The organism is Zhaonella formicivorans (assembly GCF_004353525.1).
Classification (GTDB): domain Bacteria; phylum Bacillota; class DUOV01; order DUOV01; family Zhaonellaceae; genus Zhaonella; species Zhaonella formicivorans.
The window spans coordinates 99,387-122,568 of sequence record NZ_CP085524.1 but is presented as its reverse complement, the minus strand read 5'-3'; the positions used below and the strand labels follow the sequence as shown (position 1 = coordinate 122,568).

Sequence of the window (23,182 nt, the reverse complement as noted above, 5' to 3'; positions counted from 1 at the left end):
TCAGCCGTCAGCTGTCAGCCTTCAGCTATCAGCCATCAGCTGTTAGCCAATAGATTCAAACCTGTAATTATACTAGTTAAATGTCTAGAAAAGCATTAAAAACTTATCACTATTTGTTGCCCTTCCAAAACTTATCGGCTGCCGCCCTGGTTTCAGCCTTAGCCTTTTCTTCATCAACAGTCAGAAGCCTGCCGCTCTCCATGACAAACTTGCCGTCAACCATTACGTCAACTACGTCGGAAGGGTTGCGGAAGAGCACCAGCTGGTCATAGACGTTGTGCTCATTGATTGGGGTCGGCGTATCTATTTTAATTGTAATGATGTCAGCCAGACAGCCTTCTTCCAGCTTCCCTAAATCCTTATAACCCAATGCTTCTGCCCCAAGGCTGGTTGCCATCTTGTAAACGTCTTTCGCCGGCATTACCTGGGGGTCCTGGCGGTATGCTTTATGAATCAGGAAAGCGCCCCGCATCACTTCAAAGAAACTGTTTACATAGCCATCGGTACCAAGGCCTACCTTAATCCCTTTTGCCAGGAGATCCGGCACGGGTGCCACACCGCCGCCCACTTCGCAGTTGGAGAGGGGCATGTGCACCAGTCTGGCTCCCCGCTTGGCGATAATGTCGATCTCATGGGGTTCAAGCTGCACGCCTTGGGAGGCAACCACATTGGGTCCCATATATCCCAACTCATCATAGATCTCCACAGGCCGCTTACCATATCTTTTTAAAGTCCAGTTGGGCTCATAAACGCTTTCAGAAAGGTGCATATGGATATCGCAGCCCAATTCCTTGGCCATTTCCCTGGCCTGAACCACATAGTCCTGGTCAGCGGTGAAGAGGGTGTGGATGCTCATCATGCCCTGTACTAAATTGCCCGGCTTGTTGTATTTCCTGACAAAGTCGGCGTTTTCTTTCAGTCCGAGCTGTCCGTTCTCTTTGCCCATGCGCTCACAGGCCTCAAAAGTGAGAATGCCCCTTAGACCTGCCGCGTTGACAACTTTTGCTTCTACCTCCAAAGCTCCGGGAATGGAATTAGGACCCTCCAGCACGTCCATAAAGGTGGTAATGCCGCTTTTAATCATCTCCACACAGGCCCACCTGGTGGTTATCTCTACTAATTGGTGATCGAGGCGGTCTTCAACGTAGGGCCACCAGAAATCTTCCAAAAAGCTGGAGAACTCCGTGACCAGCGCTTCCACTGTAATGCCGTGGGATAAAACCCCGTACATATGCATGTGCCCGTTGATAAAACCAGGAGCTACCAGCCTGTCAGTGGCATCCAGCACTTTGTCACCGGAATCCACTCGCAGTCCTCCGTTAGGACCCACTTGGACAATCCTGTTGCCCTCCACTCTTACTCCCCAGTCTTTTTTGATGCCCTCTTCGGTCATTAAAAAACCGCCTTTAATTACAGTTGCCATTGTTGTCCCTCCCTGAATTTTCGTGATCTGTCTCCCTATTTCAGGTATTCGCTCAAGTCCACATCAGGATAAACCACACGCTCCAAGCCTTTGCTGTCTTCAGCCAAAGTAGCGTCAATTCCCATCTTTGTTTGTACACCCCTGTTGTCAGAGCAAGGATCCAGTTCATGGCCCTGGGCGTTGGGAATGTAGAAAATGTCCCGTTCAGGCACTACCCTGTTGGACACAGCCCACATCACATCGGACGGGTTGTAGATATCTACATCCTCGTCTACCACAATCACATTCTTAATGTTGACATAAGTCATCATGGCTGCCAAAGCCACATTCTTGGGTTCACCCGGGTTTTTCTTTCTGAGCTGCACCAGTGCCAGGAAGCCGCTGCCGTAAGGAGGAATGTGAACGTTGATTACTCCTTTGGAAACATAAGTGGTAAACTTCTTCAGGAGCGGCTCCCGGGGCAGCACATTGCCTAAATTGATATGCTCGAAAGAAGCACCGGCAATAGTCTGGTAAATGGGGTTATTTCTATATGTGATCGCATTGACCTTCAGCGTGGGGCTGGGCCAGGGATCGCTGTAATGCCCTGTAAATTCACCCAGCGGCCCTTCCTCTTCCCTGTAATTGGGGACAACTTCCGCCTCAATGATAATTTCAGCCCTGGCAGGCACATAAACATCCGAGGTGATACACTTAACAACCTCGATGGGTTCCCCCCTCAAAGCGCCGGCCAGTTCCATTTCATCACCGTCGTAGCGCAAGCCGGCCCCGATGTAAATCACCGGGTCTACGCCAATGGCAATTGCGATGGGCAGAGCTTTACCCTCGGCTTCCGCCTCATCGTAGAATTCCTTCAGATGCCGCCACTCGTTGATCATGATGCCGAGCTTATCCCTGCCTTTGACCTGCATCCTTTGGAAGGACAGGTTCTGGCGAGTGCCATGCAGTTCTTTGGAAACTATTACCCCGCCGGTGATAAATGGCCCGCCGTCTTTCGGGGCGTGCTGGGGAATAGGCAGTTTGCCCAAGTCCACCTGGTCGCCGGTCAAAATATTTTCCTGGCAGGGAGCATTGGCTACCTTTACAGGCTTAATGGGGTTGTCCAGGGCTTGGCCTGTAACTTCCACTATTTTATCCTTGCTGCACCCCAGGGCTAAGGCGATCCTTTCCATAGAACCAAGAACGCCGCCAATTACCGGGATATCCCGGTCCTTGACATTTTTAAAAAAGCCTGCCCCCAGGTTCTTTTTCTCCAGATTGGCCAAAACGGTGCCGATTTCATATTGGAGGCTGACTTCTTTTTCAATTTCGGCTAGCTGGTTGTTAGTTCTGAGCACCTCAATAAAAGACCGTAAGTCGTTAACTTGTGACACAAGTTTCCCTCCCCTTTTAGTATTAAGACTATTTAGATATAACTCTGCACCCGGTCACCAGTCATCAATCACCAGCATCGTCTTGCAGTAGTGTCCTTAGTCCTTGGTCGTTAGTTCTTAGCTGGATGTAGTCTTTTGTGGCTTATGTACCAATTAGCCACTAATCATTACTAATTATGAACCCACCGCTAATTGTTGGAAGCTTATGGCTGACAGCTGAAAGCTGAAAACTAACGACTGACCCGAGACATTACCTGTTAGCTATTTACTACCTTAGTGCCGGCATCGCCCACCACCGCTTCCCGCAAAGTGTCCAGCGAAGTAATGATGCCTTGGCCGCCTGCCTCCACAAAGTTAAGCACAGCCTGCACTTTAGGTCCCATGCTGCCTTTACCGAACTGGCCTTCTTCCAGGTATTTTTTAGCCTCTGCTACGGTCATGCTTTTTAAATTCTTTTGGTCAGGCTTACCGTAATTTATAGCTACATAGGGAACATCAGTCGCAATTGCCAGGATATCCGCTCCTAAATTTTTAGCTAACAAACTGCTGGCCAAATCTTTATCAATAACCGCCTCAACTCCTACAAGCTTATCGCCCTCCTTAACAACAGGAATCCCTCCGCCGCCGACGGCGATTACCACCGCACCGGTCTCCACCAGGGTACGGACTGCCTCTAATTCCACCACTTCCTGTGGTTTAGGGGATGGTACGACTTTTCTCCAGCCGCGCCCGCTGTCTTCAATCCAGGTTTCTCCTTTTTCTTTCATGTTTTTCTCCGCTTCTTCCTTGCTGTAGAAAGCACCAACCGGCTTTGTAGGGTTTTGAAAAGCGGGGTCATGACGGTCCACAACCACTTGGGTTAAGATAGTAACCACCGGTTTATCAATTCCGGCTTTTTTCAGCTCGTTCCGGATATTTTGCTGAATCATGTAGCCAATCAGTCCCTGGCTTTCTGCACCGCAAACATCCAGCGGCATAGCCGGAACCTGTTCCCGGGCAGCAGCGTTTTGCAAGAGGATGTTGCCCACCTGGGGGCCGTTGCCATGAGCCACAACAACCCGGTAACCTTCCTGAATCAGCTTAACGATGTTTTTGGCACTGGCGTTGACGTTAGCCATTTGTTCTTCGATAGTCCCCTTTTGCTTAGGCTGCAAAATTGCATTGCCTCCGAGGGCCACAACTACTGTCTTCATTACTTCTAATCCTCCTCACATATACTGATAAGAAAGCATTTAACAATGCTCCGCTAAGGAAGCTTTTTAGTTACTCGTAAGAAAAAGCAGCAAACCGAGGAAGAATATACCCTTCTGCCCGTAATAAAAAAAGCGCCAATCCTGCCGGATAAGCGCTTTCCCTCGTTTCAGGGCAACCGTACGGACTTCAGTTCCCGGTACCAAAGCCGCCGGTTATTGATATGTGTGAAATTAGGTTATGGCGGTTAATAAGATAAGAGAAATTCAGAAATTTTATCTGCAGTAATATTATACACTATAATCAAAGTTTTGGGGAGTGCTTTTAATAAAAAATTTATAACTTATTTGCTTACAGCTTTTACAAATCTTCCCTCGGGGGCTTCTGCCACAAATTTTCCATCCTGATACAAGACCTTTCCCCGCAGGATGGTTAAAATGGGATATCCCTTGACCCGCATACCTTCAAAGGGAGTATAGCCGGAAGCCGAGTGTAACGCTTCACCTGTCAAAGTTACCTCTTTTTCAGGATCCAGTAAAGTCAGATCAGCATCGCTTCCCTCTGCAATCACACCTTTTTGTGGGTATAGGCCAAAAATTTTAGCAGGGTTCGTAGCTAACAAGCTTACCATTTGCTCTAATGTAATCCTGCCTTTCGCCACTCCTTCACTGTATACCAAGGGAAGCAGCGTCTCGGTTCCAGGGATACCGGCTAGAGAATTAAAACAGGAATCCGATGCCAATTTCTGTTCCAATGAAAAAGCACAATGGTCAGTAGTGATACACTGGAAAGTACCATTAGCCAGGCCCTCCCACAATAAGTCCTGGTCTTCTTTTTTACGTAAAGGAGGTGTCATAATATACTTTTGAGCTTGAGGCCTTTCATAGCACTCATCGGTTAAAACCAGATAATGGGGGCAGGTTTCGCCGTAGACAACTTGTCCTTCTTCCTGCGCCTTCTTAATTTTCCGGGCTCCTTCCCCGGTTGAAACATGAACAAAATACACCGGTGCTTCAGCCTCTCTGGCATATGCGATCATTTTCTCAATGCAATTAGTTTCAACAATATGGGGCCTGCTGGCAGCATGATAAGCAGGGGAGGTTTTTCCCTTGGCCAGAAACTCTTCTTTCATGGCAAGCACAATATCATTATCTTCAGCATGAATCGTAACCAGCATGCCCAGCTTTCCGGCTTTCTTCAACAGTTCTTTAATCTTGGCATCGGGAAGCTGCATGGCATAAGTAGTGTAAACTTTTAAACTTTTAACACCATATGCTTTAATTTCCTCTAACTCGTCGAGCAGAGAAAAATCGCATTGACCGGGTATTTCTAAATGTAAGTTATAATCTATGAAGCTATGCCCAATTGCTTGCGCTTCACGAATTTTCAGAGACTCAAGCAGTGTTTTTCCTTCTACCAGTTCAGCATAATCAATAAAGGTAGTAACCCCTCCGCAAGCGGCAGAGGTGGTTCCGCTCTCAAAATTATCGGCTGTCACCGTATTTCCCGCAGGCATATTAAAGTGAACGTGAGCATCGATTACCCCAGGCAAGACCAATTTGCCCCTGGCATCGATCACCTCATCAGAAACGCTTGCCTCAATGTTGTCTGCAATGACAGCGATCTTTTCATTTTCCACCTTTAGGTCCTTGTTGACCACACCTTGTTCCGTTACTACCGAGCCGTTTTTAATAATCAGGGCCATTTCCTTCCCCCCGTACATGCATGTTATATGAATTTTAGCCTTCAGCCCGCAGCCACCAGCTTTCAGCCTAACATTGCGGCAAACAGTTCCGAAAACAGTGAATAGGAACCCATGCTGCTCTCGCAGTGCCATCATAAGTATGAAAAATTATAACCCATTGTGTGTAGCTGCGACATATGACAAGCCATAGAGCGCTCTGCGAAGAGTATTAATTGGGGACATTCCCCGAACACATATAAATCTTGCATTGGGGTGTGTCCCCTGACCTCTGTTCGGCCGAGCAGCATGGACGCAGCGAGAGCGCTGGAGCGGCACGGACAAAGCGAGGGCCGCGTGCCGCTGAAAGTCAAACGCTTAAGCAGCAAGCGCTCTTGGCGAAGGCATCCCGGAGCAGCGGACACAAGGGTTACATTTTCGAGATAGCTAAAAGCTGATGGCTGACAGCTGATAGCTGAAAGCTGAATGCTGAGGGCTGATAGCTAAATTAAGATACCAGCCCCGGGATGCCTTCGAGCACGGAGAACAATTCGTCCAGATCGGGCTTGACTTTAATTGGCTCTCCCGCAGCTTTAATGGCATTATTTACGTCTTTCAAGCCGTTACCGGTGACCGCGCAGACTACAGTCTCATGTTTGCCGATAGTTCCGTTAGCAACCAGTTTCTTCAAGCCTGCCAGACCTGCAACACCGGCAGGTTCACCGAAAATGCCGGAGGTATTGCCCAAAAGCCGCATTGCAGCCAAAATTTCCTCGTCCGAAACATTAATGAAAGTGCCTTTAGACTCCCTTACAGCCCGCAGCGCCTTCTCAGCGTTTCTGGGCACACCTACTGCAATGCTGTCAGCTATGGTGTTCTCCTCTGTAGGCTCAAATTTCTTGCCGCTGTGGAACGCTTTGGTAAGCGGTGCACATCCTTCGGCCTGAACACCTGCCACTTTCGGCAAGCGATCTATAAAGCCTGCTTTGTATAAGTCGACATAGCCTTTCCAAGCGCCGGCAATGGTGCAGCCGTCGCCCACGGAGAATACAATCCAGTCGGGTACCTGCCAATTCATCTGTTCGCAGATCTCCAGGGTAACAGTCTTCTTACCTTCTACCAGGTATGGGTTGATGGCTGCGTTCCGGTTGTACCAGCCATACCTTTCAATGGCAGCTGCCGATAACTTAAAAGCATCCTCGTAAGAACCCTGAACACTGATTACATTGGCGCCGAAGATCCTGAGCTGTGCCACTTTTCCCTGAGGTGCCCGACCGGGTACGAAAATGCAGGTCTTAATGCCGATAGAAGCAGCATTGCCTGCCAGGGAAGAGGCAGCATTGCCGGTAGAAGAGCAGGCGATAATAGGCGCCTTTTCCTCAGCCGCTTTGGCAACCGCAATGGCCGAAGCCCTGTCTTTCAAAGAAGCGGTGGGGTTTTGCCCGTCGTCTTTCATATATAAATTTTCTAAACCGATAGCTTCCGCTAATGCCTTAGTGCGGTAAAGCGGCGACCAGCCTACCCGCAGTGTGGGCTTGGGTCCGTCGGGTTGGACAGGTAAGAACGGCTCATAACGCCAAATGGAATAATTTTTGTTGTTGGCAAAATAATCCTTCGAATAGTTTTTGGCAATGTAATCATAGTCGTAAATAACATCTAAGATGCCGTCAGCCGGTCCACAATCAGGGCAGGTGTAAACACCGGGTTCGGCAGGGTAAGTTTTGCCGCAATTAATACACTGGAGGTGCTTTACATTCTTCACTGATGTCACTCCTTTATTATTTCAGCATTTCTATATAATTAAATTATATCATTAATAATTCAATATAGATTAAACTTTTCCTTCTTAAGCTAAGAAAATAATTCCAAAAACATTAGTCCCCAGCAAGCTGCACCGTCGTTAGTCATTAGTCATTAGTCGTTAGTGTTAAACATAAATGCTTTATAAGAATAACATGCAACTAAGGACTAACGACCAAGTACTAAGGATACGGCTGCAAGCCGATGCTGGGGACTGGTGGCTAACGATCAGAGACTCCATTCGGGCGCAGGCCTAATAAGCCAGCGACCGCCAGGGTCTGTCTTTCAAGTGGTATGTTCCGGCCCGGCGACTCAAGTCATCGGCGGCTTGTTGTCCTTTTTTCAGCATTTCCCTTTCATCTACCCTTGTTAATATTCCGTTTTCCATGACAATCCGGCCGTCTATAATAACCGTTTCCACGTTAGCTTGGCTTGAAGAATAGACTAAGGTTGAAACCGGGTGATGCATCGGCACTGCTTTCGCAGCAGCCGCCGGGTTAAAGATAAACAGGTCAGCTTTTTTACCCGGTTCTAATGATCCAATCCGGTCCTCCATACCCAAAGCCCTCGCCCCGTCAATAGTGGCCATTTCCAAAACTTTCTCAGCAGTGATGATTGTTGGATCAGTATGGTGCACTTTTTGCAGCAGGGCTGTAAACTTTAATACTTCCAACATATCATTCGAGTTGTTGCTGCCTGCCCCGTCAGTAGCCACACTGACTGTAACGCCGGCTTCCACTAAGCGGGGAATGGGAGGTACACCGGAGGACAAGTACATATTGCTTACCGGGTTATGGGAAACCTTAGCGTCAAAATATTTGGCCATTCTGATATCTTTGGGGGTAAGATGGACACAATGCACCATCAGCAGGTTAGGACCCATAAGCCCCAGTTTTTCTAAAACGTCAATATCCCAGTAGCCGTGTAGCTGTCTGGCTGCTTCCCGGTCAAAGGGTGTTTCGGAAATATGGATAGTTATGCCGGTGTTGTATTCTTTAGCCAGCCTGGCGGTCATTTCCAAGGATTCCCTGGAATTAGACCAGACAGCGGCAGGTGCCAGCCAGATTTGCAAGCGGCCATCATCCGCATGATGGTACTCCTCCAGCAGCCGCCGCGCATCTTTTTCTATAGTGGCTACGTCCTGCATAATTCCCGGCTGGACACCGAACTCCACACCTGTATCCATATAGCCCCTGCCAAAAACGCCTCTTATACCAAGCTCACGGAAAGCTTTGATGATACCGTCCGATAAGCCAGGCTGGGGATGTGGGTACATATAATCAAGCATGGTTGTTGTACCGCTGCGGATGCCATCGATGCAGCCCAGCATAGCTCCATAGTAAGTATCTTCAGGAGTCAAATGCACCGCACTGGGGAATGTCATTTGGGCGAGCCAATCAGAAAGCACTTTATCGTCGCCCAAACCCTTAAGCAATGTCTGAAATAAATGATTATGGGTGTTAATCAGACCTGGGAAAACTGCCTTTCCTGCTGCATCAATGGTTTTCTTAACATCAGGATATTTTTTCACCAGCTCAGCAGCAGCACCTGTCTCAACAATACGGTCTCCTTGAACTGCAACAGCCCCGTCCCGCAGTATTTCCCGACGCTTATTCATTGTTACTACTGTTGCATTTTTAATTAACAAATCAAGCATAAGCTCCACCCCCGCAAAAAATCGGCTTGTACCTTTGTACCTAATTATTTGGTAGAATCAAAAGGAGTTTATAGTAATGACAAAAATAATTACTCTAAACTCCTTTTAGCTTACAATATGCGGATTCAATTTTCAACCTGAATGCGTTCCAGCCTTACTACTAAAGCATTTTACAGGCACACAAACTTACGCAACCTCATCTTGCATCTTGTTTAGAGTAAGGTTTACCCATAGCTGCAGGAGGCGTGGTTTTTCCTACCAACCCTGCCAAAGCAATCATGGTCAAAAGATATGGGAGCATGAGGAGGAACTGGTAAGGAATCTTGAGCCCTACGGCCTGCAGCCGGAGCTGCAGCCCGTCTGCAGCCCCAAAAAGCATAGAGGCTCCAAGCACTCCTAAAGGATTCCATTTGCCAAATGTAACAGCAGCTAAAGCTATATAACCTCTGCCGGCCGTGATATTTTCCATAAATACGGACAATTGTCCTATAGAAAGGACAGCACCGCCCAAACCGGCTAAAATACCGGAAATGATTACGCAAATGTATCTGGTTCTAATTACATTTCCGCCCAAAGTATCAACAGCTTTGGGGTGTTCCCCCACAGAACGCATAGTCAACCCAAAAGGAGTGCGGAAAAGAATATACCAAACCACCGGTACCAGTAGGAAAGCCAGATAGACAAGCCCTATATGGTTAAAAAGCATCGGACCGATTATCGGGATGTCAGCCAGGACCGGTATCGGAATTTCCTTAAAAGAAGGCACTGCAGAAGGCCTGTTTCCGATTCCGAAAGCAACGCTCAGCAAATAACTGGTAATTCCCAGGGCAAAAATATTAATCCCAGTGCCTGCAACTGTCTGGTTTGCACCCACAGTAATTGCTAAAAAACCTAAGATAAGAGCTGTTAAGGCCCCACCAGCCATGCCAAATAAAGCACCAACAAGAGGATTGCCGGTCAAATAAGCTCCGTAAAAGCCGCTAAAAGCCCCAACCAGCATGATACCCTCCAAAGCCAGGTTGATAATGCCTACCCTGGCGGTAAAAATGGCACCAAGGCTTGCCAGGAGAAGGGGAGCGGCCATTCTGACTGACGCAGTTAAGAAGCCGATTATAAATACTTCATTGAAAACTTTTGACCAATCCATGTTAAGCCTCCTCTCCTGACGTCTTTTTTGCCGGCCTGGATTTACGCCAGCTAACCATGTGCTTTTGTAAAAAAGTATCAGTTAAAACAAAGATCACTACCAGTCCCTGGATTACATAAACCACAGAGGCAGGAACCTGTGCAGCCCGCTGCATGCTGTTAGCCCCAACCCTTAGCGCTCCGAAAAACAGCGCCGAAGCAAGCACCCCTAACGGATGGAGCTTTCCTAACAAGGCCACTGCAATAGCATCAAACCCGTAACCCGAGGAAAAAGCACCTAAAAGTCGATGCTGTACGCCGGCAATTTCGCTCATACCGGCAATTCCAGCCAACCCGCCTGATAATGCCATAGCAATAACCATGTTGCGCTCTACGTTGATTCCACCATACCTGGCGGCATGAGGGTTAAGGCCCACTGCCCTGATCTTGTAGCCTAAAGGCAATCTAAACATCAGGAAATAGTATGCCACTACCAAAAGCAAACCAAGCAGGAAGCCGGCGTGCAGCCTGGTACCGGGAAGTATAACCGGCAGCCACGCTTCCTTAACAATTTGCGCGCTCTGCGGAAAGTAACCGGGAGGTTCCCGCAAGGGAATATCCAGCAAGTAGTTAACAAAGTACAGGGCAATGTAGTTGAGCATAATGGTATTGATTATTTCAGATACTCCCAGCTTGGCCTTCAGCAAACCTGGAATAGCGCCCCAAATTGCTCCACCGATAAAACCGGCAATGATCAAAAGAGGAATCATAACTACAGCCGGCAAACCTGTGATATATAACCCTGCCAAGGTGGCAAACAGGCCTCCCATAATGATCTGCCCCTCGGCACCAATGGAGATCATGTTGCTTCTAAAAGCAATTGCCAAGCCCAGTCCCGATATCAACAGGGGAGTAGTTTTGATTAAAGTCTCCGAAAAGCTGTTTAAGCTGCCGAAAGCTCCATAAAGTAACCATTGGTAAGCATAAAGAGGGCTAGCCCCTGCCATCGCAATAATTAACGCACCTACAAGCAAAGCTAACACCACAGCAATAAAGGGAGCAAAGATGCCAAAAACTGATTTATTTTCTTTTTGTCTTTTCTTGATGTTCAAACGGGAAATATTGATTTCTTCCTTCATTATTTGTCACTCCCTTCACCGCTGTCCTGGCGGGTACCTGCCATCAACAGTCCGATCTCTTCAAAAGTTGCTTGGCCGGGAATAATTTGACCCATAATTTGACCTTCGTAAATAACCAGCACGCGGTCAGAAACAGCCAACACCTCATCCAGGTCAGTGGAAATCAAGAGCACCGCTCTGCCTTTTGTACGTTCTTCTATTAGACGGCGCTGTACAAATTCAGTAGCCCCGACATCCAAACCGCGGCTAGGCTGGGCCGCAACCAAAAGCTTTGGGCTGCGGCTAATTTCCCGGGCTAAAACAATTTTCTGCTGGTTTCCGCCAGAAAGAGAGCGGGCTAAAGTGTCAACGCCGGGACAGCGCACATCAAACTCCTCCACTTTCTTCCAGGCAAAGTCCTTGACCGCATTGGGCTGATACCAACCTCGGCTGGTGAAAGGCTCCTCATCAAATGTCTCCAATACCATATTCTCTGCAATGCTGAAATCCAGTACTAAACCTGTTTTATGGCGGTCCTCCGGGATATGCCCCAAACCCGAATCAAGAATTTCTTTAGGTGGCTTGTTGGTAACATCTTTCCCGTCTAAAAGGATCCTACCACCGGTAACTTTACGCAAGCCGTGAATTACCTCTGCCAGCTCTTTTTGCCCGTTGCCATCTACTCCCGCAATTCCTACTATTTCACCGCCATGAACTTTAAAGCTGACATTAGTAAGAGCTGGGAGACCTTTATCACCGCTGGCGCAAACATCCTGTAACTCTAAAACAACCGGACCCAATTCAACCTCCGGATGTTCATACTGCAGTATTACTTCCCTGCCTACCATCATGGCGGCCAACTGATTTTTGGTTATATCCGTGGTATTAACTGTGTCGATTTTTCTGCCGTCTCTCAGGATTGTAACCCGATTGGAAATTCGCATAACTTCCCATAGTTTGTGAGAGATGAATATTATGCCATTGCCCTGGCCGGCTAAATCTTGCAAAACAACAAACAGCTCTTCCACTTCCTGCGGAGTTAAAACAGCTGTAGGCTCATCCATAATCAAAACGTCTGCCCCCCGGTAAAGGGCCTTTAAAATTTCTACCCGCTGCTGCGCCCCTACCGAAAGCTGCCAAATTTTAGCCCAAGGATCAATATCCAAGCCAAATTTCTCGGACAACTCCATAATTTCCTTTTCAACCTTTTTTAGATCTAATCGGAAAGGGTTTTGATCCCTAAGCCCGAGAGCCACATTCTCTACTACTGTTAGGGGCGGAATTAGCATGAAATGCTGGTGTATCATCCCAATCCGGTGGGCTATAGCGTCAGCAGGAGACTTAAAATAAACCTTTTTTCCCTTTATATAGATCTCTCCATTGTCAGGAGCATACATGCCATAGAGGATATTCATCAGAGTCGATTTACCCGCACCGTTTTCTCCTAAAAGAGTATGAATTTCCCCTCTGCGCAGCTCAAAGTCAACGTTATCGTTAGCCAGAACACCGGGAAACTGTTTAGTTATGCCCCGCATTTCCACCAGGATTTCTGTCTGATTTGAATTTGCCAAGACGTTTCTACCTCTCTTTCCTGCCTGCCCGGTGGCGGCACTGGTTTAAAAAACTTCCCGGGGATAAAACCCCGGGAACTTTATCTGCTTATTTTTCAAAGCTGGATTTAGGAACAATTCCCTGTTCCTTAAGTGAACCGTCTTTTAAACCTTCAAGGATTTCCTGCATTTTCTGCTTGATTTCATCCGGTACAGGTTCTTTCCCAAGCTCATAGAAATCAGACAGTCTCACAACACCGTCTTTAGCACCCAGGAGGTAGGTTTGCGGTTTAATAGGCTCGGCTTTAGCCATTTCAATGATCTTGACTACCAGGTCTTCAACGCTCTGAATGGCGGAAACCGGCACAGTACCGGGGGCAACTTTGTACTGGTCATCAATATAACCGATGGCGTAAACGCCTCTTTCCTTGGCAGCTTCAATGCCTCCTAGGCCAACCTGGTTGGCGTTGGTGCAAACAACGTCTGCCCCCTGGTCGATCATAGCCAGTGCTGTTTCTTTCCCTTTAGGAATATCTGTCCAGGACTCGGTGTATGCCTGTAATACTTTCACGTCGGGATTGACATACTTGGCACCCGCTTCAAAGCCAGTTAAAGAATCTTGAATGTGGGGGAATTTCATGCCGCCAATCATTCCCACTACATTACTCTTAGTGATTAAACCGGCAAATGCACCGGCCAGAAAACCTACTTGCGGAGTGTCAAAGCGGAAAGAACCAAGGTTCGGCTCTTGAGCAACACTGCCGTTAACTACAGCAAACTGAATATCAGGGTAATTGGGAGCAACTGCTTTGGCTGCATCGGTAAATTCAAAACCGTGAGCAATAATCAGGTCATAGCCCTTGTCAGCATAGTCACGGATTGCAGTTTCGAAATCGGGCTGGGGTACGTTTTCGGTGTAAGCAACTTCCACGCCAAGAGTTTCTTTTGCCTTCATCAAACCTTTATAAGCTGATTCATTCCAACCGGCATCATTAATTGGACCGGTTAAGACTGTGGCAACCTTAAAAGTATCCTTAGCTGCGCTGTCATCTTTTTGCTCTCCGCCCTTTTCCTCGGGAGCTTTAGGCGCGGAGCAACCAATCACCAACAAGCTTAAAACCGTTAACAGGGACAACACCATTAACAACTTATTGTGCTTACGGATTTTCAACATAAGTTCCTCCTCTAATTAACTTTTTAACTTTTTTGCCCAACCACCTTTTACCCACCCGATTTTTCTCCTAACCTCCCTCCTTTTACTTAGCTGAACTTCACTTTTACATGTTCATTATAGCAACCACATGATTGTGATTCGCTACCTTAGACAAAATTCCTCTTAGAAATTTTGCAGATAACAAAATTTTGTCTATATTTTTATCATTTCTAAACAATAAAGTCTTACTTATTTGTTATACCCAGTCGGATAAAATAACTTCTTTTGTCTTTTTTAGATTTGCTGTGGCTTTTTCACCAGATAACTTTACCAGCAGCGTAAACAGGCAGTCAACAATACATAGCTGCACTATTCTTGGCTCTAGGGTTCCTGTAAGATGGGATCCTATCCTCCCGGGACCAAACAAACTCAATTCGGCCTCTTTAGTGATAGGGGCCCCTACAGTATTGGTTACTGCGATGGTTTTACTGCCATTATTTCTGGCTGACTTAATCGCAGTAATGGTGGATTTGGTAGAACCAGCTAAATCAAAGGCAATTACTGCATCCTCCTTCGTTGTTAATACCGCCTGCATCTGCTGAAACCTACGGTCCATGGAATATACGCAGAATAAACCTAGACGCAGCATTTTTTGAAAAAAATCTATAGCTACAGAAGCCACAGGGCCGTCACCAAAAATAAAGATTCTTTTAGCTTTAAGTAAAATCCGGGTTGCTTTTTCCAAGCTTTCAGGATCTAAAAGCAGGGGAGTGTCCAAACAAGCCCTGGCGTTGGACTGGCAGATGTTTTGCACCAGATCAGCTGTATTTGTTTCTTCATCAGAGAGTTCCTGGCTGTAATCAAAACCCATCACATGGTCTTTTGCAGCTGACAACCGGAATTGTTTAAATCCATCATAGCCCAGTCTCTGGCAAAACCTGGTCACAGTAGACTTGCTCGTCTGGGCATAGCTGGCCAATTCGTTAATTGAAAGCTCTTCAATTTTCTCCGCATTTTTTAAGATAAAGTCGGCTATTTGTTTCTCTGCAGGTAAAAGCGTTGAATACGTGGATTGGATCCTGGCATATGCACCACGGGAGATCTTTTTATTTGCCATTCAATTGCTCCTTTTGTTATGAAACTTATTTTTATAGTTCGACTTTATTTTTGAAACTCCTTCCCTTGAATAAAATATTATAAAAAAATAGCCCCCTATTGGGGGCTACGTTAATCAAGCCAATAATTACTTATTTCTCGGGTAGCAGGACTTTTCTGAATACGTCAGCACAATCGCTAACCCTTGGTCTTCTGGGGTTGTTACGCATCAAGAACATATTTATTGCTTCCACTGCAAACTTCTCAATGTCTTCCTCTGCCTGGCAGTAACTGCTCAAATCCGCAGGAATTTCTAAATCCCGGCAGAGCTGTTCCACTGCGTCCACAGCTGCCTGGGCTGCTTCCCTTAGGCTCATGCCAAAAGTATCTACCCCAAAAAGTTGGGCGATTCGGGCCATTTTTTTCGGGGCAGCAATCAAATTAAACTGCATGCCATAGGGAAGCAATACAGCATTAGACAGGCCGTGCGGAACATCATAGTAACTGCTTAAGGGTCCTGACATAGCATGTATGAAACCGAGGCCGGCTTGGTCCATGGCCGCCCCGGCCATACTCGAAGCCAGGGCAACTTTTTCCCGGGCTTCCAGATCCGCTCCGTTGGCAAATGCTTTTGGTAGGTACTCTACCAACAGTTCTATTGCCTGTAACGCCCAAGCATCGGTAGCAGGGTTGGCGCCTAAACCAACATAAGCTTCAATAGCGTGGGTTAAAGCATCCATGCCGGTAAAAGCCGTGATCTGAGGCGGTAAAGACACCATCAGCTCGGGATCTACCAGCGCCGCTTTGGGAAACAAGGCATCATTTCCTATTCCTTTCTTAGTATTCCTGTCGATAATGACCGCAGTTCTCGTTACCTCGCTTCCCGTACCTGCGGTGGTTGGAATTGCCACCAGCGTTGCCGGTGGTTTAGTTACGGCTTTCCCGTTCCACTGGTAATCAGAAATATCCCCTTCATTGGTTAGAAGCATTGCTACTACCTTAGCCACATCCATAGGGCTCCCGCCCCCTATAGTGACTACCGTATTGACACCCTGCTCCTTGGCAAAAGCCAGCGCCTTTCGAACAGTATCGGCATGGGGGTTTGGTTCGATGTCATCAAAAACAGCCCACGTGGCGCCAATGGTCGCCAGCTCAGCCAAGAGCTTTTCCACCAATCCAACTTTGACCAGTCCTTTGTCAGTAACCACAATCACGTTATCATCTTTGGAAACAAATTTCCCCAACTCTTTTAAGGCACCGGCTCCATGGATGAGTTGGGTGGGCAAAAAGAATCTTTTCGGCATAGAAATAACCTCCTATTTGCAATATGGACACAGACGTTACAGTTATTTTCGAGGCAGCTGCCAGCTAACAGCCGAACACAGCTTCCAGTTCTTCATCCTCCAGATCCCAGAGCAAGTCAAAGGGGGGAAGTTTTTCCCGCTTAAAATATTCAGGAATGCGGTCGGTATCTTTACCAAGGCCTGCCGCCCTGTTAAACTCAATCTCCCTCTTGATAGTTTCCAATGCCAGACTATTCCACTGTTCTACAGTAAAATCAATGCCATACAATGTATTCACCAAGTCGATAATTACCTGGGGTGTCTGGCCGGTGGCGCTTGTTAAAAAAGCACAAAGCCCCATGGCATCGTAAGCCGCCCTCTGAATTTGCATTTTCCTGGAAATTTCGACTTGGCCGGTTTTGTCGTGGTGATCCACAGGGAAAAAGACCGTCAAGCCGGCTGTATGGTCTGCTCCCATGGGAGTGGTTGCATAAGTTATTCCAGTGCCCTTCACTCCCCTGGGGTCATAAGCTGACATGGCCTGTTTTTTTACTGCAGGTACTCTTTCAATGCCCAGGATCGTTCCGCACAGCGCTGCACCCATGCCGGCCAGTCTTCCTTGTAAAGTCCCACGGTACATTTCTTGCAAAATACTTTCAAAGTCCGCATACGAGCCAAAATTGGCCAAACCGGCTTCGGCCATTACACCTAGCGCCCCGCCGATTTCAATGGTATCCACACCTAAATCGTTACATAGCCAATTAAGTTTGCCAATTTCATCCAGGTCTCCTATGCCTAAATTGGAGCCTAATAAGCAGATAGTTTCATATTCCAAAGGGGCGACCAATTCTTTGCCGCTGGCATCAGGAACTACATTGGAACACTGCACCAAACAACCTGCCATGCAAGGTTCCCAGTTGCGGCCTTCCCCACCTCTGGCTTGAATAAGCTCGTATAACGCTTCTCCGCTGATTTTTTCCGCATGTTCAAATTGCCCGGCGCTGAAATTGTTGGTAGGTAAAGCCCCAAGGTTTTGTACTGCCATAACTGTAGAAGCGGTGCCGTATTTTTTTAGGACCTGGACCCTTTCGCTGTTTGCAACCTGAGCATTAAATTTTTTGCGGGCTGACATAAACTCTTCACTTTTCAGGTTGGGATAGCGGTAACTGCCTTTCTTGCTTATTACAATAGCTTTAACCCCTTTTGTCCCCATTACAGCGCCCAGGCCTCCCCTGGCAGCCATCCTGCTTGGCCTCCCATACATATCCGTCACGGCAATTCCTGCAGCATACAGCCCCTGTTCACCGGCCGGGCCAACTGTAATCAGGGAATTCTCTTTGCCGTATTTACCAAAGAGAGCTTCGGCCAACTGAAAGTTCCCCATCCCCTTATATTCTTCGGCGCTATGGAAAAAACAGCCTTCGTCATTCAGTACAATAATGTAACTTTCTCCTTTTGGAGCTTTATCCTCCAGCACCAGTGCCCTCAGACCAAGCTTGGCAAGGCTGTCGGCTGCCGTTCCTCCTGCATTGGCCTCTTTTGCTCCTCCGGTGAGAGGGCTTTTACCGCCAACGGAGAGTCTGCCGGCGCTGGACACACCCGCTGCAGCCAGAGCACCGTTGGCAAAAATCAGCTTGTTAACGGGACCCAAAGGATCACAACCAGCGGGAATCTCTTCAACCAGCATTTTACTGGTCAGAGCCCTGCCCCCGATTATTGCTTCACTGCTGCACAAGCTTTGTCTTACGCACTCTTTGGTGGCCAAGTTAATTCTTAAAATGTCCACTGTGCACCTTCCTTTCTCATTACTAAAAATGCCGGCACTTCCTGAGATGTCTCCCAAGGAGGTACCGGCATTCTGCTTCCCGACCCTTGACCTTCAGTATTTACTTTTTGGTCCAGGTGATCTTGCCATCAATTATATCTTGATTCACTTGCATCACTTTGTCAATAACTTCTTTGGGGAGTTTGCTCTCCCAATCATGGAAGGAACTGATTCCCTCTACTCCTTCCTTAATACCCAATACATTTTGTTCAGGTTTGAAGTTGCCGTCCAATACTGCTTTAACTACATACTTAACCATCTCCTGGTTGCTTTGAATAGCGCTGGCTACCACTACTTCAGGAGCAACATTATATTGGTCATCAACAAAACCGATATGATAAGTACCTTTTTCTTTTGCTGCTTCAATAGCGCCCAAGCCAACTGCATTAGCATCGCAAGTGACGACATCAGCACCATTGTTGATCATTGCCAATGCGGTTTCTTTCCCTTTAGCCACATCATCCCAAGAGTCCACATAGGTTATAACAACCTCAGCATTTGGATTTACAGCTTTAGCGGCATCTTTAAAAGCTTCTAAAGCGTCCTCAATAACAGGTATTTTTTGAGCCCCAATAGCGCCGATTTTATTTGTTTTAGTCAATAACCCGGCCAAGGTCCCAGCAACATAGCCAGGCTGCCAGTTGGTGAAACTGTATGAAGCCAAATTTTTGCCATTACTTACATACCCGTTAAGAATGGCAAACTTGGCATCAGGAAATTCTTCCGCTACCTTTTGTGCTGCATCGCTAAATTGATAGCCATGACCAATAATCAAGTTATATCCGTTTGTCGCGTAATTCCTGAATACTTCCTCCATATCAGACTGGGTAACATTCTCCTGATAAGTCACTTCTACACCAAACTTTTCCTTAGCTTGCATCAAGCCCTCATAGGCGCTGGCGTTCCAACCCTTGTCGTTGATGTTGCCCGGTAAAAGAATACCGACTTTCAATGTCTCTTTACTGTCACCCTGGGGCTGTTCAGTTCCCGAGTTGTCAGCTTTCTGTCCGCCGCAACCGGCTAAAACCGCTAGAGCCAGCACCAAAACCAGAGCAATAGTCCATTTTTTCCTTTGAAACATGTTCCATCCTCTCCTCCGAAATTATTTTGCCTTCTTTATTTTGCACCGCCCACTTTGTCATTGCTGACGGCTAAAAACGCCTTTAGCATGCCACCTGTTTCGTTCCTGCCATCATCAGGCCTAACTCTTCAATATTGGCATTTTTGGCATCGACAATGCCCATGATTTCTCCACCGTACATGACAGCAATCCTGTCGCTTAAAGAGAGTATCTCTTCCAGCTCGGTAGAAACCAGGAGTACCCCACAGCCCCTGTCTCTTTCCTGAATGATCCGCTTATGCACGTATTCGGTAGCTCCAATATCCAGACCTCTGGTGGGGTGCATGGCAATTAAAAGGTTTGGTTCACGGGAAATTTCCCTTCCCAGAATAACCTTCTGCTGGTTACCGCCGGAAAGGTTTTTAGCCAGCACCTCGATGCCCGGAGTTTTTACGTTATACTGCTCCACCAGTTCTTCAGCAAAATTTTCGATATATTTCCAGTCTAAGAACAAACCGTTGGCAAAAGGCTTCTTATAATAACTCATGAGCATAACGTTTTCCTTAATTGACATACCCATTACCAGGCCGCGCTTATGCCGGTCTTCCGGAATATGGGCAACCTTATGCTCCAAAATTTCTCTGGGAGGTTTATTTGTCACGTCTTGTCCGTTAACTTTTACGGTACCCGCTGTTACTTTGCGTAAACCTGTAATCGTTTCCACCAACTCCGACTGTCCGTTGCCGTCAACCCCGGCAATACCAAGCACTTCACCGGCGCAAACGGTTAAAGAGAGCTGTTTTAGTGCTTTTAAACCTTTATTATTTAAACATTCCACGCCTTGCATTTCCAAAACAGGCTGCCCCGGGCAACAAGGCTTCTTATCGAAGCGCAGGAATACATCCCTGCCCACCATGAGCCTTGCCAACTCCTGTTTATCCGTATCCTTGGTGTTAACTGTTGCCACTGATTTTCCGGCCCGCAAAACGGTCACCCGCTGGCTGATGGTCATAATTTCATCCAGCTTGTGGCTGATAAAGATTACAGTATGCCCTTCCTGGGTAAGCTTCCGCATCATTACAAACAATTCTTCTACTTCCTGCGGAGTCAACACAGCAGTAGGTTCATCCAAGATCAACAGGTCGGCGCCACGGTAAAGGGCTTTAATAATCTCCAGTCGCTGCTGCTGGCCGACACTGAGCTGCCACACTTTAGCCCAGGGATCAATGTCCATGTTGTACTGTCTGGACAGGGCAGTGATTTTTTTGGCAGCACCTTCCAAATCCAAAACTGCTCCCTTATCTGACTTCATACCCAGAATGACATTTTCCACAACAGTTAAGGCCGGAATTAACATAAAATGCTGGTGAACCATTCCGATTCCAAGCTCAATAGCCACTTTCGGAGAAGTAATTTCAACTCTTTTACCTTTTAAATAGATTTCCCCGGACGTGGGCTGATACAGCCCGTAAAGGATACTCATCAGAGTACTCTTCCCGGCGCCATTTTCCCCCAAAAGGGTATGCACTTCTCCGGCTTCCACTTCAAAGTTTACATTATCGTTAGCCCGAACACCCGGAAATTGCTTGACAATGTTTTTCATTTGTAAAAAAGCGGACATCAGAGGACCACCTCACATATTATAGATTAGCCGCCGACTACTGCAAAAAACAAAGCGACTTGGGCTCCTTCATAAAGTTTATACTCCGGATTATATACTAGCTTTTTATCAACAAATACCCTAATATGGGCCGCAAGACTCCTCTTTTCCCTGTCGAAAAACGCCATTTCTGATTCGCCGTACTTCCCCGCTATTAAGGCTATCAGGGCTGCCAAATCCGCATTGTCCTCAACATCTAGGATTTCTTCCTTCTTTCCTGTAACTTCCTGAAGGATGTTAAAATACTTTACATGGACTTGCATTTAAATTCTCTCTCCGCCATTTTAGTGGTCACGCAGGGGTGATTGGCCTTCAATGTCAATATTTAGTTCTTTGGCTTTTTCCCTCCATTCTTTTCTTCCCAGCGCCGTAACAATAGCCGCTTCCGCCACACCACGGCCCAGCCTTCTTACTGTATCCATGCCTACGGCATCATCTATTGCTCCTTGGGCTTTCATGTCTTTAGACCAGATTTTGCCGCCGTTGTAGCAGCCGCCTAATCCGCCACAAGCCAGCATTTCATGCATGATGTAGAAATTCAAAATAGCTTGTAGGGCAAATTCCTGCCCGCCATGCCTGGTTCCACCGGTGGCTATTGCCCCGCCTACTTTGTTTTTCAATACCCCCGGGTGTACAAGGTAGATAGGTCTTAACCTATTGAACACTGCTGTCAATTGGGCAGAAATGTTCATGTCGTATACCGGAGAGCCAATGATAAATCCGTCGGCCTCCAAAACGAGGTTTTCCAGTTCTTTGAGATCATCTTGAATGACACACATGGTCTTATCCCTGATGCAACGGTCACAGTGCACACAGTACCCTATTTTCTTCCCCCGGACCGTCCAAAATTCTGTTTCGATTCCTGGAATTTTCTCTGCCGCTTTGAGTGCTTCCCTTACTGCGTGTTCTGTTGCTCCTTTCCGGACACTCCCGCATATCCCTAAAATTTTAGCCATAGTTTCCCTCCTGTGTGTTTACAGTGACTTGAATTTTATTTAACAACGCGGGGCGCCGGCCCCACATATTGTTTTCGAAAGCTATAAAAAACGCCGCTTACCTTTGAAAATCTAAAAGAATCATAATATTAAAATGTAAGGGGAGGGAGTAACCCTCCCCAATATTAAACTATTGATATTCACATTATTTATCTAGAGCGTGGGCATCAAGCTTATTGGATTTCATATCTTCAAAGATCTGTTGAATTTTATCTTTAACGGCCTGATCTAGCTTATCTTCAAAGCTATGGTACGGAGCCAGGTAGACAGCACCTTCTGCAACTCCAAGATCGTAGAACTTGGGTTCGAACTTGCCGTTAACAATGTCGTTAACAAGGATCTCCATGGCAAATGCCAGGTCATCAAAACCACTGGTTACAACCGTATCAGGGGCCAAAGAGTTCTGGTCACCGTTAGCGCCTATTGCCAGGACGCCTTTTTCTTTAGCGGCTTCAATAGCGCCTATCCCTGCCTGGTCAGCGTCTGCCATAATCACATCCGCGCCTTTTTCAATCATGGCCAAAGCAGTTTCTTTAGCCTTGGCTGCATCTTCAAAATCACCGGTAAATGCGGAAAGCACCTCAACATTTTGGTTTACATATTTTGCACCTTTTTCAAATCCCCTAAGAGAATCAGCTATAGGAGGAATCTCCATGCCACCAACAGCTCCTACCTTACCGGTTTTAGTGATTAAGCCTGCAACTACGCCTTGTAAGAACCCTTGCTCGTAGTTATCGGTATTCAAAGAGGCCAGGTTCGGCTCTTGGTGGATGTTGGTGCTGGTTACAATGAACTTAACATCCGGAAATTCAGGAGCTACTTTTTTAGCAGCATCCCCAAACTCAAAGCCATGACCAATCACTATGTCAAATCCCTGTGAAGCATAGCCGCGGAAGTTTTCTTCCATATCCGACTGGGCCACTTTCTCGGTATAAGCAATTTCAGCACCGAATTTTTCTTCAATTAGCTTCAGGCCGCGATAGGCAGTAGCATTCCATCCTTGGTCGTTGATAGTGCCTGGTAGTAAAGCCGCAACTTTAAGCTTGTCTTTCTGGGGTGCACTTGCATTATCTTTGTTGTCTTCAGCCTGTTTGGAACCGCCGCAGCCGGCCAGCAAGAGGGCTGCAAGCAATACCAAGATTAAACCAACACTTAGAAACCGCTTCATCATTTTTCCTCCTTAATTTTTTTAC

18 protein-coding genes are annotated in these 23,182 nt (G+C 46.9%); all 18 read right to left on the bottom strand.

Translation table 11 applies throughout. From position 1 onward, the window contains the following. Window positions 1-109: 109 nt before the first annotated feature. Window positions 110-1,423 (bottom strand): amidohydrolase family protein, encoded by a 1,314-nt coding sequence (locus EYS13_RS00525; protein ID WP_227764928.1) that lies wholly within the window; start codon window positions 1,421-1,423, stop codon window positions 110-112. A 35-nt stretch (window positions 1,424-1,458) separates the two neighbouring features. Then, window positions 1,459-2,796: a UbiD family decarboxylase gene (locus tag EYS13_RS00520; RefSeq protein ID WP_227764926.1), complete on the bottom strand. Its 1,338-nt coding sequence runs from the start codon at window positions 2,794-2,796 to the stop codon at window positions 1,459-1,461. Between the two features lie 257 nt (window positions 2,797-3,053). Beyond that, window positions 3,054-3,989, bottom strand: a complete 936-nt coding sequence (gene arcC, locus EYS13_RS00515) for a carbamate kinase (protein WP_227764924.1) — start codon at window positions 3,987-3,989, stop codon at window positions 3,054-3,056. Between the two features lie 341 nt (window positions 3,990-4,330). Next, window positions 4,331-5,692, bottom strand: a complete 1,362-nt coding sequence (hydA, locus tag EYS13_RS00510; protein WP_227764920.1) for a dihydropyrimidinase — start codon at window positions 5,690-5,692, stop codon at window positions 4,331-4,333. Between the two features lie 484 nt (window positions 5,693-6,176). Then, a complete protein-coding gene (locus EYS13_RS00505) occupies window positions 6,177-7,430 on the bottom strand; it encodes a threonine synthase (protein ID WP_227764919.1) in 1,254 nt (417 codons plus the stop codon). Between the two features lie 291 nt (window positions 7,431-7,721). Then, entirely contained in the window at window positions 7,722-9,125 is a 1,404-nt protein-coding gene (locus EYS13_RS00500) for an amidohydrolase family protein (RefSeq protein WP_227764917.1), read from the bottom strand. A 196-nt stretch (window positions 9,126-9,321) separates the two neighbouring features. Next, window positions 9,322-10,272 (bottom strand): ABC transporter permease, encoded by a 951-nt coding sequence (locus EYS13_RS00495; RefSeq protein WP_227764915.1) that lies wholly within the window; start codon window positions 10,270-10,272, stop codon window positions 9,322-9,324. A gap of 1 nt (window position 10,273) precedes the next feature. Continuing rightward, window positions 10,274-11,389 carry an ABC transporter permease gene (locus EYS13_RS00490; RefSeq protein WP_227764913.1) on the bottom strand — a complete coding sequence of 372 codons (1,116 nt, stop codon included), beginning with the start codon at window positions 11,387-11,389 and terminating at the stop codon, window positions 10,274-10,276. After that, entirely contained in the window at window positions 11,389-12,903 is a 1,515-nt protein-coding gene (locus EYS13_RS00485; protein ID WP_227767735.1) for an ABC transporter ATP-binding protein, read from the bottom strand. The genes EYS13_RS00490 and EYS13_RS00485 overlap by 1 nt, the downstream gene beginning before the upstream one ends. Window positions 12,904-13,027: 124 nt before the next feature. Beyond that, on the bottom strand, window positions 13,028-14,092 hold the full coding sequence (locus EYS13_RS00480) for a BMP family protein (protein ID WP_227764910.1): 1,065 nt from the start codon (window positions 14,090-14,092) through the stop codon (window positions 13,028-13,030). A gap of 235 nt (window positions 14,093-14,327) precedes the next feature. Further along, on the bottom strand, window positions 14,328-15,188 hold the full coding sequence (locus EYS13_RS00475) for a MurR/RpiR family transcriptional regulator (RefSeq protein WP_227764909.1): 861 nt from the start codon (window positions 15,186-15,188) through the stop codon (window positions 14,328-14,330). Between the two features lie 130 nt (window positions 15,189-15,318). Continuing rightward, complete coding sequence (locus EYS13_RS00470) at window positions 15,319-16,470, bottom strand: iron-containing alcohol dehydrogenase family protein (RefSeq protein WP_227764906.1); 1,152 nt, start codon at window positions 16,468-16,470, stop codon at window positions 15,319-15,321. 64 nt (window positions 16,471-16,534) lie between these two features. Continuing rightward, window positions 16,535-18,235, bottom strand: coding sequence for an aldehyde ferredoxin oxidoreductase C-terminal domain-containing protein (locus EYS13_RS00465; protein ID WP_227764905.1), 1,701 nt, complete (start codon window positions 18,233-18,235; stop codon window positions 16,535-16,537). 100 nt (window positions 18,236-18,335) lie between these two features. Continuing rightward, window positions 18,336-19,355, bottom strand: a complete 1,020-nt coding sequence (locus EYS13_RS00460) for a BMP family protein (protein ID WP_227764903.1) — start codon at window positions 19,353-19,355, stop codon at window positions 18,336-18,338. Window positions 19,356-19,437: 82 nt separating this feature from the next. Further along, a complete protein-coding gene (locus EYS13_RS00455; protein WP_227764901.1) occupies window positions 19,438-20,955 on the bottom strand; it encodes an ABC transporter ATP-binding protein in 1,518 nt (505 codons plus the stop codon). A 26-nt stretch (window positions 20,956-20,981) separates the two neighbouring features. Continuing rightward, complete coding sequence (locus EYS13_RS00450) at window positions 20,982-21,257, bottom strand: MoaD/ThiS family protein (protein ID WP_227764899.1); 276 nt, start codon at window positions 21,255-21,257, stop codon at window positions 20,982-20,984. A gap of 21 nt (window positions 21,258-21,278) precedes the next feature. Further along, on the bottom strand, window positions 21,279-21,950 hold the full coding sequence (locus EYS13_RS00445) for a flavodoxin family protein (RefSeq protein WP_227764897.1): 672 nt from the start codon (window positions 21,948-21,950) through the stop codon (window positions 21,279-21,281). A gap of 184 nt (window positions 21,951-22,134) precedes the next feature. Next, window positions 22,135-23,160 carry a BMP family protein gene (locus tag EYS13_RS00440; RefSeq protein ID WP_227764895.1) on the bottom strand — a complete coding sequence of 342 codons (1,026 nt, stop codon included), beginning with the start codon at window positions 23,158-23,160 and terminating at the stop codon, window positions 22,135-22,137. Between the last annotated feature and the right edge of the window lie 22 nt (window positions 23,161-23,182).